Annotated in this window: 14 protein-coding genes; all 14 read left to right on the forward strand. The window is 68.3% G+C overall.

Features of this window, described 5'->3' with window-relative positions:
- Positions 1-19: 19 nt before the first annotated feature.
- Positions 20-814 carry a class I SAM-dependent methyltransferase gene (locus CGL27_RS37085; RefSeq protein ID WP_205587810.1) on the forward strand — a complete coding sequence of 265 codons (795 nt, stop codon included), beginning with the start codon at positions 20-22 and terminating at the stop codon, positions 812-814.
- The gene (locus CGL27_RS37090) at positions 811-3,525 is read left to right on the forward strand and encodes an SUMF1/EgtB/PvdO family nonheme iron enzyme (protein WP_119992076.1); all 2,715 of its coding nucleotides are present in this window, start codon (positions 811-813) and stop codon (positions 3,523-3,525) included. The genes CGL27_RS37085 and CGL27_RS37090 overlap by 4 nt, the downstream gene beginning before the upstream one ends.
- A complete protein-coding gene (locus tag CGL27_RS37095) occupies positions 3,522-3,815 on the forward strand; it encodes a hypothetical protein (RefSeq protein WP_014055914.1) in 294 nt (97 codons plus the stop codon). Before CGL27_RS37090 ends, CGL27_RS37095 begins: the two co-directional genes overlap by 4 nt.
- Positions 3,812-5,113 (forward strand): hypothetical protein, encoded by a 1,302-nt coding sequence (locus tag CGL27_RS37100; RefSeq protein ID WP_119992077.1) that lies wholly within the window; start codon positions 3,812-3,814, stop codon positions 5,111-5,113. The genes CGL27_RS37095 and CGL27_RS37100 overlap by 4 nt, the downstream gene beginning before the upstream one ends.
- Before the next feature lie 336 nt (positions 5,114-5,449).
- Positions 5,450-5,782 carry a hypothetical protein gene (locus CGL27_RS37105; RefSeq protein ID WP_119992078.1) on the forward strand — a complete coding sequence of 111 codons (333 nt, stop codon included), beginning with the start codon at positions 5,450-5,452 and terminating at the stop codon, positions 5,780-5,782.
- A gap of 11 nt (positions 5,783-5,793) precedes the next feature.
- Complete coding sequence (locus CGL27_RS37110; protein WP_014055917.1) at positions 5,794-6,105, forward strand: pore-forming ESAT-6 family protein; 312 nt, start codon at positions 5,794-5,796, stop codon at positions 6,103-6,105.
- A 58-nt stretch (positions 6,106-6,163) separates the two neighbouring features.
- Positions 6,164-6,553 (forward strand): DUF6507 family protein, encoded by a 390-nt coding sequence (locus CGL27_RS37115; RefSeq protein ID WP_014055918.1) that lies wholly within the window; start codon positions 6,164-6,166, stop codon positions 6,551-6,553.
- Positions 6,550-9,012: a hypothetical protein gene (locus tag CGL27_RS37120; protein WP_162953143.1), complete on the forward strand. Its 2,463-nt coding sequence runs from the start codon at positions 6,550-6,552 to the stop codon at positions 9,010-9,012. Before CGL27_RS37115 ends, CGL27_RS37120 begins: the two co-directional genes overlap by 4 nt.
- A 12-nt stretch (positions 9,013-9,024) precedes the next feature.
- On the forward strand, positions 9,025-9,885 hold the full coding sequence (locus CGL27_RS37125) for an immunity 49 family protein (protein WP_119992080.1): 861 nt from the start codon (positions 9,025-9,027) through the stop codon (positions 9,883-9,885).
- 34 nt (positions 9,886-9,919) lie between these two features.
- A complete protein-coding gene (locus tag CGL27_RS52485; RefSeq protein ID WP_119992081.1) occupies positions 9,920-10,189 on the forward strand; it encodes a hypothetical protein in 270 nt (89 codons plus the stop codon).
- 13 nt (positions 10,190-10,202) lie between these two features.
- Positions 10,203-11,567 carry a type VII secretion integral membrane protein EccD gene (gene eccD / locus CGL27_RS37135; RefSeq protein ID WP_119992082.1) on the forward strand — a complete coding sequence of 455 codons (1,365 nt, stop codon included), beginning with the start codon at positions 10,203-10,205 and terminating at the stop codon, positions 11,565-11,567.
- 349 nt (positions 11,568-11,916) lie between these two features.
- A complete protein-coding gene (locus CGL27_RS37140; RefSeq protein ID WP_346345755.1) occupies positions 11,917-12,732 on the forward strand; it encodes a type VII secretion protein in 816 nt (271 codons plus the stop codon).
- Positions 12,733-12,739: 7 nt separating this feature from the next.
- A complete protein-coding gene (gene eccCb / locus CGL27_RS37145; protein ID WP_119992084.1) occupies positions 12,740-16,747 on the forward strand; it encodes a type VII secretion protein EccCb in 4,008 nt (1,335 codons plus the stop codon).
- The gene (locus CGL27_RS37150; RefSeq protein WP_119992085.1) at positions 16,744-18,156 is read left to right on the forward strand and encodes a DUF6177 family protein; all 1,413 of its coding nucleotides are present in this window, start codon (positions 16,744-16,746) and stop codon (positions 18,154-18,156) included. Before eccCb ends, CGL27_RS37150 begins: the two co-directional genes overlap by 4 nt.
- The last annotated feature ends 122 nt before the right edge of the window (positions 18,157-18,278 follow it).

Below are 18,278 nucleotides of genomic sequence, written 5' to 3' on the forward strand. Positions count from 1 at the left end.
TCAGGGTTGGGAGGCGTCGGTGCGGCGTGACATGGGGGAGCACTACCAGAATCTCGCCAGCACGTATGACGACAACTGGGCCTATAGTCCGGACTTCGTGCAGTGGATGTCCGGACAGATCGCCTCGACTCTGCGGCTGTCGGCGAACGACCGTATGGCCGACATCGGGTGCGGCACGGGCCTGTTCGCCAGCGGTATAGCGGAGGCCCTACGCCCACACCACCCGGTGCTGTGCGTGGACCCTTCGGCGGCGATGCTCGATCAGCTTCCCTCGTCCCCCGCTCTGTCACCGCTCCGCGCCTCGGCCGAGGAGATCGCGGACCAGACGGTGCCCCTTCCCTATGAACAGCTGGACGCGATGTGGCTGAAGGAATCGGTGCACCACGTCACCGACCCTGCCACCACACTCACGGGCCTGGCCCGGCTGCTGGCGCCTGGCGGTCGGCTGCTGGTGGCGATGTTGCCGACCACGATCGACTACCCGTTGTTCGCCGAGGCCCTCAAGCGGTACGAAGAGCTCCAGCCCGACCCGGCTGTCATCGCCCGGCACCTTGCCGATGCCGGGCTCCGGGCCGAGCTGACCTTCGTGGAGCATGAGCTGCGCCTGGACAGGGAGCGCTACTTGTCGATGGTCAGGTCCCGGTACATGTCCGTGCTGTCGACCTTCAGTGATGAGGAGCTCGACGCCGGGATCGAGGAGATCCGGGCCCGCTACCCGGGACCGGAATTCGTCTTCCCCGATCGATTCGCGTTCGTCCTCGGTGTCCGCGACGACTCCACTGACGCCACTGAGTCCGGCGGAGGTGCGCGGTGAGCGCTCCGGTGGACGAGCGGTTGCGCCGGTTACGGCACGAGCTGGACGATCACGCCCGGGTCGCGGAGCACCTCGGGATCGATCTGGAGCGTCCCTTACGGTCGCTGGACGACGGCTATCCGGAGAACGCCATCGCCCTGGTCGGCAAGATCACCGAGAAGCTGCTCAAGCAGCTATGGCGCCACCATGAGGTGGCCGGCGACCCGTCCGGCCGCATGCTCAGCGAGCTGATCAAGGGCTGCCGCCCGCACATCCGCAGCACCACAGTCCTCGATGCGCTGACCGACATCCAGCGCCTGCGCAACCGCTCGACCCACGACGGCTACGAGATCGCCGAAGAAGACGGCCTACTCGCCGTGCGCCGCCTGGTCGATGTGCTCGCCTGGTTCACCAGCACTGCCAGTCCCGCCCTGACCGGGAACGACCCGCGGATGCAACCTGAAGTCGCGCGCCGGGTGGAGTTCCTCGCGGGCCTCTACCTGACGCTGGGCTACCGGGTCTCCAAGCGCTTCGTTCTCTCCACCGAGACGGTCTACCAGCTGTTCTGCCGCGAATCCGGCGTACGTCTGGAATACGTGGAACTTCTGCTGTCCAAGGATGCCGCCGAGCTGCGCAACGTGCTGGAGACCACCGGCGGGGAACTGCTGAAGACCCGGCTGCCCAAGCTCACCCGGTTCGTCATCCTCGACGACGCGGTGGAGCAGCTCCACCCTCTGCTGGGGCACGATTACCGGATCGTGGGCTACGAAGGCTTCATCGACACCGTCGTCGACCTTCAGACCCACTTGGCCTCCTGCGCCACGGCCGCGCCGGAGATGCCGCGCGAGCGTCAGCCCTTGCCCGGTGCCCTGCTCACCACCGACCCACACACCGGCGAATCCCGTATCACCGAGACGGAAGACGCCGAACAACTCCTGACCCGGCTCATGCAGGAGTCGGCCAACGTTCTGATCACCGGCAAGCCGGGAAGCGGCAAAAGCACCCTGCTGCGCGCTCTGGTCAACGACACCCCTGCTACGGCCCGCCGTTTCCGTTTCTACTTCGACCTCAGCCTGAAGCCCAAGGACGAGGCCTTCGCCGAATACGTGGCCCGCATGCTGGCACCCTGCGTGCCGGGCGAACGCGCCCGTGCCTTCGACCTGTTCCTGTACCTGATCCGCTCCGGTTCGGCCCTGTGTGTTCTGGACGCCGTCGACGAAGCCGTGGACGAGCCCAGCCCCGAGGGGTTCCTGCGTTTGTTCGCGGACCTGGCCTCGGTGCTATCGGCCGAGTCCTGCGTCGTGCTCAGCTCCCGGGTCTCCTTCCTGGCCGATTCCCCGCAGATCCGGCGCCTGCTCGACTGCTCCAGCGCGATATCCGAGCAACTGGTCGAGCAGATGTACGCCAACGGCGTGGATCCGCAGCGCGTCCCCCGCTTCAGCATGCTGCGACTGACGGACACACCGGCCGACCGCGAGCCCGCCTCGGACACCGGCGCCGCCGTCCTGTCCACGCCGCTGGCACGACGCCTCCAGAACGCCCTGGATATCGCGGGGACCCCAACGGTCGCCGAGCTGATCGGCACCCACATCGACCACGCCCTCGCCGACGCCGGACTGGCCCACCTCGCCCCGGCCCTCGTTGATACGTGCGGCCGGGCCTTCCTGGAAGACCGCACCGTCTTCCCCCTCCTCGAGCTGCACAATGCGCTCGGACCGCAAGCCTTCGACGGCGGCCGGATCACTCCCGAGGATTTCCACCTGATCCCGCTGTTCCGCCCCGCCGGCCCCCAGGCACTGGCCTTCATCCACTCCGCCTACCAGGAGCTGCTCGCCGCCCGTTACCTCAGCACCCCGGACGGCCGCGAACAGGCGGCCGAGCTGCCCGGAGCCCCCTACCTGACGGAACAAGTCCGCGCCTTCCTCGCCGCACACCCCACCGCCAACGCACACCCCGCACCAGCCGAGGACTGCGTGCTCCACCCCGGGGTGTACCTCGTCGGCCCAGCCGAACGGCTGCTGCTGCGCCGCGTCCACCACCCGATCCGATTCGACCGCTACCCGGTCACCGTCGCCCGCTACCGCCCCTTCCTCCAGGCCCTGCGCCCCGACGGAACCTCACCGTGGGACCACCCCGACCAGCCGCCCGGCACCACCCACGCGCCCTGGACCGAGCGGCTGCGCGTCCCGGACTACTACGACGACCCCCGCTTTGACGACCACCCGGCTATCTGCGTCAGCTGGTGGGCCGCGTACGCCTTCGCCGCTTTCGAAGGCAAGCGCCTGCCCACCTCCCTGGAATGGGAAGCCGCCGCCCGTGGAACCGACGGCCGCCTCTTCCTCTGGGGCGATACCCCCGACCTCGACGCGGTGAACTGTGCGGACACCTGGGCCGGCCGCCCCCTGGTCACCTACCAGGCATGCAAAGAAGAATTCGACCGCGGCGGCCTGGGCCACGCCTGGGTCACCCCGGTCGACGCCCGTCCCGCCAACCGTTCGCCTTACGGAATCGCCGACATGGTCGGCAACGTCTGGGAGTGGACCTCCACCAGCGTGGGCGATCCGGACGAGGCCGTCATCTGCGGCGGCGCGTTCGACAACCCCCTACGCGCCGTCCAGGCCAGCGCCAAGGGCCTGTTCCGCCGCTCCCGAGCCAGCAACGCCGTCGGATTTCGCTGCGTCACCGAGCTGCCTCCCACCACCGACGACGCGAAGGAGGACCCACGGTCATGACGGCAGACCGCCAACAGACGCCCGCCTCCGCCGGGGCTCCACGATTCGGACGCGTCGTCGACCGCCGCCCCCACGGCGGCGGCATCCACGGCCGCGCCAGCAGCTACATCGTCCAGGACGACGAAGACGGCCGCCACTACACCTTCGACTACACCCACATCGTCACCGAAGGCTTCCGCACCCTGCACACCGGCGAACGCGTCCGCTTCCACATCGCCGCCCATGACACCTGGCGAGCCGAATTCGTCATCCGGCTCAACCAGCCCTCCCCGGAGGCGTTCTACGAGTGAGGCGCACGCGCACCGTCCCCACCGGCGCACGCCAGATCATCGCCGTCGTCCTGCCCGCACGCCTACCCGCCGACCCACCCTGGCCCGAAGGCCCCTTGCCCTTCACCCATGGCGCCCGGACCACCACCACCGACACCCGCCGCACCTACTTCACTCCAGCCGCCGCCAGCGTCCTCTACGGCACCCCTGACCGCCCCACCCGCTGGCACCGGCAGGTCCGTCACGCCCACGGCTCCGCCACCATCGACGGCGTAGAACTCCTGCGCACCCCCACCGACGACGACCCCGACCGTGCCCTGGCGGTACTCCACCTGACCATCACCGGCCCGGAACTCCTCGACACCCTCCGCTCCCTCGCCCACCGCCCCGGCACCACCCCACCCTTCCAGATCACCGGTCCCGTACTCACCGCCCTTTTGCAGGACCACGCCCACACAAGGCCGAACACATTCCTCGAGGGCTACGCCACCGTCGAGACCGATGCCCTTCCCTACACTGTCACCCTGCTCACCCCCGGCCGACGGCCCCTGCCTCGTCTTAACCGCGGCCGGGACCACCGCCGCTGGCCCGCGGCCCAGCAATGGCTCTGGGCACTCGCCTCCCGCACCAACACCGACGACTACCCACCCGACCCCGCCACCGTCCCCCAACTCACCGCCGGTGCCCTGCGCATCTCAGCCGACTGGAGCGCGCTCGTCCTGCGCCAGGGCGCGGCATTCATCGGCCACCGCCGCGACCACGGGCCTGCCGACCCGTTCTACGGCTACGCCGAACTCCACATGCGCAGCATCTACCTCGACGCCCTCCTGTTCGGCATGATCCAGCGCACCCACATCGACCACCTCACCGAAGACCTCGCCCAGGTCTTCACCGGCCCCGGCGAAGCCAACCGCCTCGCCGGTCTCGAACGTCGGATCGCCCATTTCCGCAGTACCTACTGGCGCCAGCACCTCACCACCCACGGCACCGCCAATAACCTCCTCATGGCCTACCAGCACCAATACCGTCTCTCTGACCGCTTCACCGAAATCCTCGCCGAGGCCGCCGACCACAACCGGCTCATCCAGACCCAGGAAAACCAGCAGATCAGCGGCGCCCTTGGCATCCTCACCATCCTCGGTCTGCCCCTGGGCACCGCCCTGGGCGCACTCCAAGTCCTCGGCGACCAGAACCCCTGGCACCTCCTCGCCGCCGCCACCGGCGCCCTCGCCGCCACCGCCGCACTTCTCACCACGCGCTACGGCCGCCTCGTCCTCACCTCGCTCCGAGGCCGTCCCCTGAGGGATCGCGACAACTGACTCACTGTCACCGGGACTGCTGAGCGCCGCGAACTGCTGTTGTCGGAGCTTCGCCATGCGCTGGATCCTGCGCAGACCGTGCCGCACGTACAGCATCTTGTGCCGTGGAATGACGCGAGACGGGATGGACGGGTACGTGCTGGCCCAGAGCCCTGCTACGCGTCCCGATCCGACTCAGGCGAAGGGGGCCGGATCGAATCGTGCCACGCCCAACCGCGTTGCGGGCGAAACGCGTTGCACGAGAGGATGTTCGAGGCGCAGGAGACATCACTGCGACGAGCGCAGATCGCGATAAACGGTTATCAAACGGCACGCGAGGCATCCGGGGGAAGATGCATGAAGTTCGACATGGGAAGCACGACTCTGTCGACTCTCGGGAAGAGCACGACGGGGTCCAGTGACGACCTGGGGGCGCTGATCCGGCTGCTGATCGCCGCCGCGGAGCCACTGGAGGGGAAATTCAACGGCGCCGGCAAGGTGGCGTTCGACTCGTTCAAGCTCCGCGCTGATGAGATCTCGGCCGCGCTGAACGGTTCTCTGCAGTCCATCCTGGGCGGGCAGTCGGGCATGGATACCGCGTTCGCCACCGGTGATCAGGAGCAGGAGGCCAACGCCCATCAGCACATCGCTGGTGCCAATTTTGAGGCCGCCCGGTTCTCCGGGCGATAGGGGGATTCCCGATGGGGCAGAGCCAGGACCGTAACTCTTACGACGTGGGCGCCTCGGTGGAGGTGCAGGGCAGCCTGCAGGGGATTATCGGCCAACTTGAGCGGGTCCTCGCCGACCGGGACCGCGCGGTGAAGGCCGCGATGGCCGACTTCACCGCTGATGGCGTCTCGGACGAGTACCACGGCAAGGAGGTCCGCTGGAACCGTGCGGCGGCCGAGGTGCGGGAGATCATCCGCCTGGTGCGATCGACACTGGAGAAGAACGACGGCACCGCTCAGTCGACACTGGCCAAGGCCAAATCCGCCGTGGACAACATCGGTTGATCCGCGCCTTGAAGACGTGGTGAGCAGGTGATGGGGCGGTAACTGGGGGGATTGGGCAATGTCCAAGTGGGACATCACCCCGTCCGGGGTCGAGTTCGTGACCTCGCTGGTGGGTGACGCGATAGACGACATCGACGCAGGCGTCAGGTCGTACGGGAAGAACATGGAGAGCGCGGCCACCTCGGCCGGCACCATCAGCGAGCCCATGTGCGGGGCGGCCACGACCGGCCCGGTCGGGGCGGCTCTGGCGCTGTTCGTCGAGAAGACCACGCGTGAGGCGCTGTTCATCGGGGCACGGGCGGCCCAGTCGGCGAACGGGGCTCGCGAGGCCACCGCGTACTACGTCGCCGGGAATCACCACATGGCTGCCGACGCGCAGCACAAGGCCCTCGCGGCACCGAAGATCGACTTGCCGGGCGACGACACACGGGGTGGCGGCCACAAGTGAAGATGATCGATCCGGCGAGCATTCCGGAGTTCACCGGCGATCTGGAGCAGCTGGACAAGGACGTCTCCGGGCTGCGCGGTGACGCGATCAGCATCCGCGACGGCGGCATGCACGCGCATTCCCGCTTCCAGATGCTGGAGGGCTTCTACACAGCGCCGGAGGCGGGCCAGCTGTTCGCCTCCACATGGCCGGCGGCCGTGAAAGCCGACGCCTTCGCCGGCGACCTGGAGAAGGTGGCTGACGCGCTGGACACGTTCGCCTATGAGATCCGCCCGCTCGTCAAGCGGCTGAAGCAGCTCAAGGCGGATGCTTTCGCGTTCATCGACAGTGTCGAGGGCGATGACGACTGGACCGAGGACGAAGGCAAGGTCGACCGTCATCAGCAACTGTGGGACGGCGTGAACGCTGCCGTAGCCGCCTTCCAGGAGGCCGAGCGCAAGGCTTCCACCACCATCTCCGGACTCGTGGGCGGTCCGAAATTCCTGGCGGACGACGGCAGCCACACGCAGAACCGCAAGAAGGTGATGTACGGCTACGACCTCGACAGCCTCGAACAGGCCAAGGAACTTCCCTGGGGCAGTCCGGTCAGCCAAACCTACGACGCACTGGACTTCGGCCACCATTTCAAGAGCTTCGTCTGGGACGGCCTGGTAGTCGACAACATCTGGGGCGGACTCAAGGGCCTCAAAACCCTCACCGGACTCGACGGTGGCGACGCGGCCGGCAAGGCATGGGGGCATCTCGGAGACGTCGTCGGCGGCATCGGTCAGTACACCATCAAGCCCTACGACGCGTTCATGGACTGGGCGTTCGGGGAGGATCAGGACAGCCCCGACGAGGCCCGGCAGAAGCAGGCCGCCAAGGACTTCGGCAAGTCCCTGGTCGCCTGGGACATGTGGAGCGAGAACCCCGCCCGTGCCTCGGCGACGGTGGTTTTCAACGGCCTCACCCTCGGCGCGGTCCCGGCCGCCCGCGTCATCAAGGGAGGCAAGGCAGGCGCGGCAGCCCAAGGGGCGGCCAAGATCGGCGAGTACCTCGACCCGCTCTCCGCAACCTTCAAGGTAGGGGGCAAGGCCGCCAGTTCTCTGCCCAAGCTCTCTGAGCTCACGGCCAACACCCGGGCCCTCGATAACGTCGCCGCCTCGAACCGCCTCCACAGCCACATTGAGCTGTCGGACGGCTCCAGGGTCCGCATCGAGGACGGCGCGTTCATCCGCCTCGATGCCGACGGCAATCCTGTCCATGACACGCCGCGCCAGGAGCCACGGGCAGACCAGCGGGCTGCCCAACACGAGGTCGCACCCAAACAGCGCGAACTCGCGGAGATCGGTGCGAACTCGCGGACACCCGGATCCCATGTCGGCCGCGGAGACTTCGCCAGCCCCACGCACGATGCCCCACCGTCCTCGAGGGGCAATGGATCAGGCGGCATCCCAGCTCGAAGGGGGATCACAGGCGGAGTTGATGGCCTTGATGCTCCGAGGTCGTCGCATGCCGGCCTGAACGACGGCTCTGGCCCACATCACCCGGGCGGCTCGGACGCCCACGGCGAGGGACGGGGCGACCACAACGGCGGCGCCGACCGGGGCAAAGCCTTGACCGAACAAGAAAAGATACTACGTCGGCAAGTCGACCGCGCCAACAACGAGCCTGGATATTTCGAGAAGTACTACAAGAATAACGGCAACCGTATCAGGCTCTCCAGAGTAGACGAAAGCGGATTCACGCCCCCGCAGCTGGTATGGGACGCGCGGACGAAGAGCTGGATCGCCGCTTCCGATGCTCCACCGCCTCTTCCCGAGCGTTACATTGACGGAGCCGACAGGACGGGGAATGCGGATTCCTTGTCAGGCTCTGAGGCCCTGAAGGACCTCGACAAAGCGGCTGCGAAGCGACATTCGGCGATTAGCGCGGACAAGACAGCCGAGGAAACTCTCCAGAAGGCAAAGGAAGCACTGGCAGCACAGGACTCCCTCTCCAACCGCAAGGCACTCGCTGCGGCACAGGCCGCACACAGGCCGCTGCACAAGGCTATGTCGGATGCCGCTGAAAAGTACGGTGAGGCGATAGCCCAGCATCATGTAATCCCGGAGCGCTACCCCAATGCCCAAAGGGAGGTGCTCGACGGGCCCGCAAATGGCAACGACCAGTTTGACCAAGTATGGCGGCGCCATGATGGCGGTTACGTGGTGATAGAAGCGAAGAGTAACGTGAGGACAGAGCTAGGCGCCCGCAATCTGCCGAGTGGAAAGCGTGTAGCGCAGGGCACCAGGGAATATTTCGATGACATTCTCCGCGAGATGCGTGAACGCGGAAAGAAGAACCGTAATGAGCTCAGGCTGGCCGACGAGCTCGAAGATGCCCTCGATCAAGGCAAACTGGACTATATCCTTGTCAAGGGGAAAGTTAGTGGCGGCAAGTATGCTGGTTACCACATGCGGAAGTTCGACATAAGCTGACTGGAGAACGTAGTGGCTACGACGGTGCCTCGGCATGGCAACCCAGGTCCCGATGATGAGGGCTATGCGCAGGACCTCGGCGAGGGGCTGGCCAAAACCATCTTGAGGCTGGAGCGATCGTCGCGTTGGTTCGGAGGCGCGCTCGACAAGGCCGTACTCCATGTCCAGGCGCGTCTGGCCGTGGATCCCAGCGCGTCTGAAATCGAGACCTGGGAAGCCGTGGTTTCGGCGATGCAGGTGGGTTCTGGCGTCTTCGCCTCAGCGAGCGCTCCTGAGGGCACCGTGCAGTGCCGCATCAACCATGAGATGCGGACCCTGCCCGCCACCGGGCCACAACCGTACGCCGACGCTGGCAATTGGCTGACGGCATTGTGGTTCGCCATCGTCTGTCGTGACCAGAAGCGCATGACCCAGCTCTGTGAGTTGTCCCTCGACTTGTTGCGTGCTTCGGGAGCGGAGTACGACGAGTACATCTACCACTGGGTGGACAGCCTGCAGACCTACTGGCTGGAGCGGCCGGGTTTGGTCGATAAGCTGGTAGCCGCGATCGAGAACTCTGACCCGAGCGTGGCGCGGATCGCCACACGAGAGCAGCTCAACAAGATTCTCTACCAGCCCATTAACCTCTTCCGCTGTTTCCTGCGCAAGGACCACACCGCGTTCAACGACGCGCTTCAGGAGGCCCTGGAGCTGCACAAGTCGTACTGGACCGCCAACGAGGAGAGGGAGGAGAGTCCGGCCGGATATCTGGCCCTCGGTCCGCTCGCCATCACCTGTCTTGCCTACGACGCCGGATTTCCCATTGAGGTCGAATCGGACTACCTGCCCAAGCATCTGCTCCAGCGCGACTGGCTGGGCGAATTTCCGACGTGACGCACGCACACTCTGCAAGAGGTAGTGAACGACCATGGCAGCGCAGGACTATGACAGTCAATTGCTGGAATCGGTGTCGGTGCGGCGTCGGCGGTTGCGGGACGCCTTGTTGCTGGGAACGCAGCGGCAGCGGCGGTCGGTAGATGAGCGGCTGGGGAAGGTCGTTGCCGGGACGGTGATTGCCGGGGTGTTGTGTGCCGGATGCGTGGGCTGGTCGTTCATTTCGCACCGGGTCGCTGGGCAGAGCCCGTATGGGCCTTCGGCGCCGTCGACCGCGCCATCCATGGGGAGTTCAGCCCGATGATAGGTTCGAACGCGTGGTAGCAGCGGGGACGGCAAGCGGTACGGAACTGAGTCGGGTCACTCTCGTCGGTGAGCGGCGACGCATCGATCTCGTCCTTCCTTCTCAGGAACCGATCGGTCGGCTGCTGCCGGAAATTCTGCGGCTGCTGGACGATCAGGTTGCGGCGCGGCCCTCGTCCCGCCATCTCGTGACCGCCAGCGGCTCGGCGTTGGCTCAGGACAGCACGCTGCTGTCGGCCGGGGTGCCGGATGGTGCGGTGTTGCGGCTGGTGCGTGTCGAGGACGCGCCGTCGGCGCCGGTGGTGCATGACGTCAGCGATGAGGTGGCGGAGGACCTTGGCCTGCGCGCGTGGCGCTGGCGCCCGGCTGCACGTCGCGTGTCGGCGGGGGTCGCCCTGCTCGTGTGGGTGCTGACCGCCGGGCTGGTTGCTCGTGGCGAGTTCACGTCGTCCTCCGTCATGTCCGTCTTGCTGCTTGCGGCGCTGGTGCTGGCTTCGGCAGGCGCGCTGGCTGGGCGTGCGGCGCATCGTGGGGTGGCCACGGCGTTGATCGTCGCGGCGGGCGCGCTCGGTGTCCTGGGCGCGTGGACGCTGGCTGACGCGCAGGCGTGGTCGGGTGCGGCGCGGCTCGCCGGGACGGCGGGTGCGGTGGCAGTCGCGCTGTTGCTTCTGGGGTGGTTTTCGCCGCTGGGGCGTGGTGGGTTGATGGGAGCCGGGGCGGTCGCGGTCATGGCCCTCGGCTGGGAAGTCGCCTTGGCGCTGCAGGGCGGTGGTGCGACGGCTGTGGAGCAGGCTCGCGTAGGAGCTGTTCTGGCGGTCGTGTCGGTTGTGGTGCTGAGTGTGGTGCCGCGGCTGGCGATGATGGCGTCTGGCTTGTCCGCGCTGGACGACCGGCGCTCGGGTGGAACGTCGGTGAGCCGCCACGAAGTGGCTACGGCGTTGACGGCCACGCATCGCGGGCTGGCGCTCGCCACGCTCGTGGTATCCGTCTCGGCAGGCGCGGCCGGGTTCCTCGCACTGCGTTCGCCCACGGTGTGGACGGTCCTGCTGGCCGTGGTCGTGGCCGTGGTGGTGTCGCTGCGCGCCCGGGCTTTCCCGTTGACCGTCGAGGTCGTGGGCGTGCTGCTGGCCAGTGTGGTCACGGTCTTGCGACTGATCTCGGTGTGGCTGGAGCGTTCCTCGGCCTACGGGCCGCTGGCGGTGCTCGTCGCGCTCGCGGCCATCTCGCTCGGGGCTTTGGCGGTGCAGCCCGCCGAGCATCTTCGAGTGCGCCTGCGGCGCGCGGGGGATCTGGCCGAGTCGGCCGGGGTGTGTGCGTTGCTGCCGCTGTTGATCGGGGTGTTCGGGGTCTACGGGCGCCTGTTGGACACGTTCGCGTAGGGGTGGCGGCATGTCTCAGGGAGACTGGCAGCAGGACGTGTTGCGGGAGCTGGGCCAGAGCCGAGCCGAGGAGAACGTGCAGAGGGGTTCCGCGGCGGTGCCGCCCGCCTCGGCATCGCTCTCGTCTTCGTCCGAACCTCCGGAGCATGCGGGGCCAGACTCCACCCGGACCGATGCCCCGGTTCCGGCGCCCGGATCACGGCCAGCCGACAGCCGGGAACCCCGGGATCCGCAACTGCCTCTACGGACGCCGGAGTCCGCGCCGACGGTAGACCCCCGGCTGGCGGGCGCGGTGGGGCGTCCGCTGCACGGGGACTCAATGGCACGGCGGGCCCGCCGCTCCGTGCGCATGCTGGGGACCTCCGTGGCTCGGGAGGTCACGGAGGGCACCCGGCTGGCGCAGGAGGTGCAGCAGCCGGTGACCACCGGACGGGTGATCGCCGTAACGTCCATACGCGGTGGCGTGGGGAAGTCCACGGTGACGGCCTTGCTGAGCCGGATCTTCAACCACTACCGGCGTGATCCGGTGCTCGCGTTGGAGGCGGACGCGGCTCTGGGCACGTTGCCGGTGCGGCTCGGCGCGGAGTCCGTGCGCTGGTCGTGCTCGGATCTGGCGCAGATTCTCACCCCCTCAATGCAGCTGACGGATGTCATCGGCTACCTGGTGCCGGTGACCGACGGCGGCTGGCTGTTGCCCGCGAGTCAGGGGCGGGTGGGGGCACCGCTGGATGTCCGCACATACCGCACGGTGACGATGGCGCTGCGCCGGTACTTCGCGGTGACCGTGGTCGATTGCGAGACGCTGCCGGGTGAGGTGGCGCGCACGGCGATGGACACCGCCCACGCCCGCGTGGTCGCCGCGCCGATGACCGCCGAGGGCGTCAACGGCACGCGCGTCGTCCTGGACTGGCTTGCTCAGCTGCCGCACGCGGCCCTGGACAGCACGGTGGTGGCGCTCACCGCGAATTCCCCGGACACGACACTTGATGTACGGGCGGCGAGCGCGTACTTGCGGGAGACGGGAGCGGCGGTCGTGTCCGTTCCATACGACCGCCATCTGGGCGGAGGAGGCCCCATTCTGAACACCATGCTGGGACGGGACACCCGGGAGGCCGCCACCACGCTGGCCGCCGAAGTGATGCGGCGTGCGGTAAGGGTGCGGTGAGGACGGAATGACCCAGCGTGTGATCCACCGGCCCGCCCGCGCCACCCGGCCGCTTCCTTCCGCCTCCCCGCGCACCGTCGAGCCACCGCCCAACCTGCCCGAGGGCAAGATTGGCAATGCGGCGACCACGATGCTGCCGCTGGCCGGCGTCATGAGCTCGGTCGTGATGATGACCGTGATCCGCAACAGCCAGTTCGCCGCACTCGGTGCCATCGTCCTGATCTTCGCCCTGTTGGGAGCCGTTGCCCTCTTCTGGTCCCAGCGCGGCAAGGCCCAGCGCACACGCCGCACGCAGCGGGAACGGTACCTGGAGTATCTGGAGGAGCTACGCGAGCAGTTCGCGCGGCTGGAGCGGGAGCGCCGTCAGGGCGCGCGGACCCTGAACCCGCCGCCGGAGGCTCTGTACGACATCGTGCGGGATCCGGCACGGCTGTGGGAGCGTCGCCGACTGGATGAGGATTTCCTCCAGGTGCGGGTGGGCGTCGGAGAGGTGCCGGCGCAGGAGCTGACGGTGGGGCAGCACTCGGGCAGCGTTCTGACCCCGCCGGACCCGTTCATGCTGAACGAGGCCCGTGCACTGCTGGGCCGGTTCGCCACCGCCACGGACTTCCCTCTCACGGTCCCGCTGGACCGGGCGGGCGATGTGTCGATCATCGGCGACCGTGACGGCGTACTGCGCGTCGCCCGAGCACTGCTGCTCCAGGCCGCCGTGGCCCACGCACCGGACGACCTCTCCATGGGTCTCGCATTCCCCAAGGAGCGGGAGGAGGACTGGTCCTGGGGCAAATGGCTGCCCCACGTGCTGGACACCGACGAGGGCGACGGGCCGGTGGCCACCCGCCGTATCGCGGCCGGCCTGCCGCAGCTGGCCAAACTGCTGCCCACAGAATTGCGACGCCGCGCCTCGTACGCCGCCGAAGTACGCCGTGGTCTGTCCGACCGGAACGCGCTACAGCTCACCGATCGGCTCCTGGTGATCAGCGACGCATACGGGGAGGCGGCATGTGAGCTACCGCGTCCGGACGAGGCCGTCGCCTTGCGCGACATGGGCATCACCGTGCTGCACCTGCTGGAGCGGCAAGTCCACGAGCCGGACCAGGTGAGCGTGCGCATTACCGTCGACGGTGAGCGGATCGAGGTCGAAGACCTGCGCACGCCGGAACCCGCACGCTCCACAGGCACCGTGGACGCCGTCACGCTCCCGGGCGCGGAAGGGCTGGCGCGCGAGCTCGCGCCGCTGAGGCTGTCGGCCACGTCCACGCCCGAGGGCGCACCCGTATCCGGCCCGGTGGACTTCCCCGAACTGCTCGGCATCGACGACCCGGCCACCCTGGACCTGGACCGGCTATGGGCGCCGCGAGGCGAACGGGCCTTCCTACGCGTGCCGATCGGGCTCAGCGACCGCCACGAGCCCGTGCTCCTCGATGTGAAGGAGTCCTCGGAGCTGGGCATGGGGCCGCACGGCCTGTGCGTGGGGGCCACCGGCTCCGGCAAGAGCGAGCTGCTGCGCACCCTCGTGCTCGCCCTCGTCACCACGCACCCACCCGAGGACCTGTCGCTGGTGCTGGTCGACTACAAGGGCGGCGCGACTTTCGCCCCGTTCGACGATCTGCCGCATGTCGCCGGTGTGATCACGAACCTGGAGAACCAGGCCGGGCTGGTCGAGCGGGTGCACACGAGCCTGGCCGGTGAGGTCAAGCGCCGCCAGCAGGTGCTCAAAGACGCCGGGAACGTCGCCGACATCGGCCACTACGCGGCGCTGCGCGCGACACAGCGGCCGGAGCTGGAGCCGCTGCCGCATCTGTTCGTCGTCATCGACGAGTTCGGCGAACTGCTCACCGCCAAGCCCGACTTCATCGACCTGTTCCTGTCGATCGGCCGCATCGGCCGCAGCATCGGCGTCCATCTGCTGCTGTCAAGCCAGCGCATCGAGGGCGGCAAGCTCAAGGGCCTGGACACCTACCTGTCCTACCGCCTGGGCCTGCGCACCTTCTCGGCCGACGAGAGCCGCACGGTCCTGGACACCACCGACGCCTTCCACCTACCGCCCCTCCCGGGCTTCGGCTACCTCAAGGTCGACACCTCGACCTACGAGCGCTTCAAAGCGGGCTACGTCTCCGGCGGCTACCGCGGCCCATCCCTGCGCAAGCCCAAGGACGACGAACCACTCGCCCTGCCGTACCCGACCTTCAACACCCATCAAGCCCCGGAGCACGCGGCCGCTCCCGAGCCGGAGAGCACCAAACGGGACACCGGGCCCACGGTGCTGTCGGTGATGGTCGACCAGCTGCGCGGGGCCGCGGAGCCGGTACGCCGCATCTGGCTGCCGCCACTGCCGGACACCATCACACTCGACACCGCGGCCGGACCGGTCCAGGCATCGGACCGCGGACTACACCTCACCAGCCGTCCAGACCCCATGCGCGTGCCACTCGGTGTCCTCGACGACCCGGCCAGGCAATGGCAGGACCAGTGGCTGCTCGACCTGACCGTCGCCGGCGGGCACGCGGCCATCATCGGCGGCCCACAGACCGGAAAAACCACCCTCCTGCGCACCCTCGCCCTGTCCGTCTCCCTGACCCACACCCCCCGCGAGGTCGCCGTCTACGGACTGGACCTGGCCGGCGGCGGACTCAGCGCCCTCACCGACCTCCCGCACGTTGGCGGCATCGCCGGACGCTCCGACCACGAACGAGCCACCCGCGCCGTCGCCGAAGTCCGCGCCATGCTGGGCGAACGCGAACAGCTCTTCCGCGAACACGGCATCGACTCCATCGCCCAACTCCGCGCCCTGCGCTCCCAGGGCCGCCTGCCCAGGCTCTCCTCCACCGACATCGTGCTGCTCATCGACGGCTTCGGCGCGCTACGCGACGAATTCGCCGACCTCGAGGACGCCATCACCGACCTGCTCAAGCGCGGCAGCGGCTACGGCATCCACGTGGTAGCCGGGATGCTGCGCTGGAACGACGTACGCATCGCCACCCAGTCGATGTTCGGCACCCGCGTCGAACTGCGGCTGAACGACCCCGCCGACTCCAGCATCGACCGCAAACTCTCCGAAACCCTCAGCCCCGACACCCCGGGACGGGCCCTGACCGACGCCAAACTCTTCGCCCAGGTCGCCCTGCCCCGCATCGACGCCCACCCGGCAACGGGCGACCTCGCCACCGCCCTCGAAGAGGCCGCGCGCGCAGTCCGCGCCACCTGGCACGGCGAACTCGCCGCCCCGGTACGCGTCCTGCCCACCCACCTACCCTCCGCCAAGCTCCCCTCGCCCGCCGTCGAGCCATCACGGATCCCCATCGGCCTCGACCAGGACGCCCTCGCCCCCGTACACCTGGACCTCTTCGGACACGACCAGCACCTGCTGATCCTCGGCGACAACGAATGCGGCAAGACCAACCTCCTGCGGCTCATCACCCGGCAGCTCACCGACCGCTACTCGGACGAGGAACTCGTCTTCGCCGTCTTCGACCCCCGCCGGGGCCTGCGCGGAGTCGTCCCCGAGCCCTACCGAGGCGGCTACGCCCACAACGCAAAGCTCTCCGCAGCCCTGACCACGGGAATCGCCAAGGAACTCGACAAGCGCCTGCCGGACGCGACGGTCGACCACGACGCACTCGCCGACGAACCCGCCTTCAGCGGCCCACGCATCGTCATCCTCGTCGACGACTACGACATCCTCACCACCGCAGGGCAACAACCCCTGGCCGACTTCCTGCCCTACGTCCCCTCCGCCCAGGACATCGGGCTGCACTTCGTCATCGCCCGCCGCGCCGCCGGATCCTCCCGGGCCCTGTACGAGCCGCTGCTGACCACCCTGCGCGAGACCGGGACCGCCGCCCTCGTCATGACCGGCGACCGCACCGAGGGCCAACTCTTCCCCGGCCTCTACGCCTCGGCCCAACCGCCTGGCCGCGGCACCCTCGTCCGCCGTGGCCGCTTCAACCAGCTCATCCAGACCGCCCTTGCCCCCGAGGCCATCCCCGCCACCACCCCGGACGACGCCACGTGACCAAGGACGTCATCGCCCTCACCCCGACCATGCCCGACGTCCGCACCCTGCTGGCCGGGCTCTACGCGGGCGGCCCCGACCTCCGCGTACGAACCGCCGCCGACGGCGCCCTCGTCCAACTCTGCGCCCCGGACGGAAGCACCCTCGTCTCCATCGAAGCCCCCATCCTCATCCACACCCCCGGCGAACCAGCCCGCCTCCTCGGCACCGAAACCACCACCCCGGACACCCCCGTCTGGTGGACCGAAGCACGCGCCACCACCGCCATACCCGAGGCCGGACAACTCGCCGGCTCCTTCGCCGGACGCCTCGCCACGGTGCTGAATGGCACCACCTGGCCACCGGAAGCGGCAACCACCGACGTCGTCCCCCTCACCACCGACACCACCACAACCCCAGCCAACACCACTCCCCACCCAGCGATCGACGTCCTCACCGATACGACAGCGGTCGTCCTCCAGGACCGCCCTGTCGTCGCCATGACGAGCTGGCTCTCCGACGCCCTGCGCACCGCCATCACCAGCGACCGCGCCCTTCACATCGTCACTCCCAACACCGCCCGCCTTACCCTCCCCACCCGCAACGCCCTGGGCGGACACCCCCACCGCTGGGTCGTCCAAGACCCACACGACGGCTACTACGACGGCCTCTCCGGCGCCGTACTGCACTGGCAGAACGGCACCTTCACCCCCGCCCGCACCGCATCCGGCACCACGCCCGTCGCCAAAGCCTTCACCAACACCACGGACACCGGCGACCGCCAACTCATCCTCGCCATCCGCACCCACCACCCCGCAGACGACCAACTCATCCTCGGCCACGTCCTAGAAACCACCTGGCACCACCTCACCGGCACCCCACCCGCCGGATGGAGCACCGCCGAGCCCATCAACCTGCCCTGGTCCACCCGCCAACTAACCGACCTCGCCCGCAGGCACGCACCCCAACCCACCTCGCTGATCGCCATCGGCCACCCCGACCGCCCCGCACTCGCCACCATCCGCATCGCCCGCACCACCGCCGGAGTCGAAGAGGACATCACCCTCTCCCTCGGCTACGGCGAACACGAACCCCCACCGCTGGAGGCGATCCCCAGCCTGGCCGAGGCCCTCACCACCGCCGACCACGGCCTGACGTCGATGCTCACCTCACTGCGCCACGGCCCGCGCGATCTCACCATCCTCCCCACACATCGCGACACCCCCGCCCCCATCGCTCTCACCCTCGGCCCCGACACCGTCCACGACATCGGCATTCACCACGCCCAGCACCCACCCCTCAGCCTCACCCCCACCCAACTCGGCCCCACCTCCCGCCCCGCCCTGCACTACCCCCTCGGCGACGCCACCAACGACCAGACCTGGACCACCCTCAAACGCCTCACCCAACACCTGCGAACGGGAACCTGACCCAGCCGATCAGCCTCCTCACCGCACGACATGCTCGCGGCGAGCGGTGAGGCACATCCGAGGCGGTGATGACGGCAGTGAAGCACTTCTTCGCCACACTCCCCGACGCGCTCCCTGCGCAC

It is taken from the genome of Streptomyces sp. 11-1-2, from assembly GCF_003595545.1.
GTDB lineage: Bacteria > Actinomycetota > Actinomycetes > Streptomycetales > Streptomycetaceae > Streptomyces > Streptomyces hygroscopicus_B.

Excerpts from the sequence above, each read along its gene's own strand:
- CGL27_RS37095 (WP_014055914.1), top strand. The coding sequence starts at position 3,522 with ATGACGGCAGACCGCCAACAGACGCCCGCCTCCGCCGGGGCTCCACGA.
- CGL27_RS37105 (WP_119992078.1), top strand. The coding sequence starts at position 5,450 with ATGAAGTTCGACATGGGAAGCACGACTCTGTCGACTCTCGGGAAGAGC.
- CGL27_RS37110 (WP_014055917.1), top strand. The coding sequence starts at position 5,794 with ATGGGGCAGAGCCAGGACCGTAACTCTTACGACGTGGGCGCCTCGGTG.
- CGL27_RS37115 (WP_014055918.1), top strand. The coding sequence starts at position 6,164 with ATGTCCAAGTGGGACATCACCCCGTCCGGGGTCGAGTTCGTGACCTCG.
- CGL27_RS52485 (WP_119992081.1), top strand. The coding sequence starts at position 9,920 with ATGGCAGCGCAGGACTATGACAGTCAATTGCTGGAATCGGTGTCGGTG.
- CGL27_RS37140 (WP_346345755.1), top strand. The coding sequence starts at position 11,917 with ATGCTGGGGACCTCCGTGGCTCGGGAGGTCACGGAGGGCACCCGGCTG.
- eccCb (WP_119992084.1), top strand. The coding sequence starts at position 12,740 with ATGACCCAGCGTGTGATCCACCGGCCCGCCCGCGCCACCCGGCCGCTT.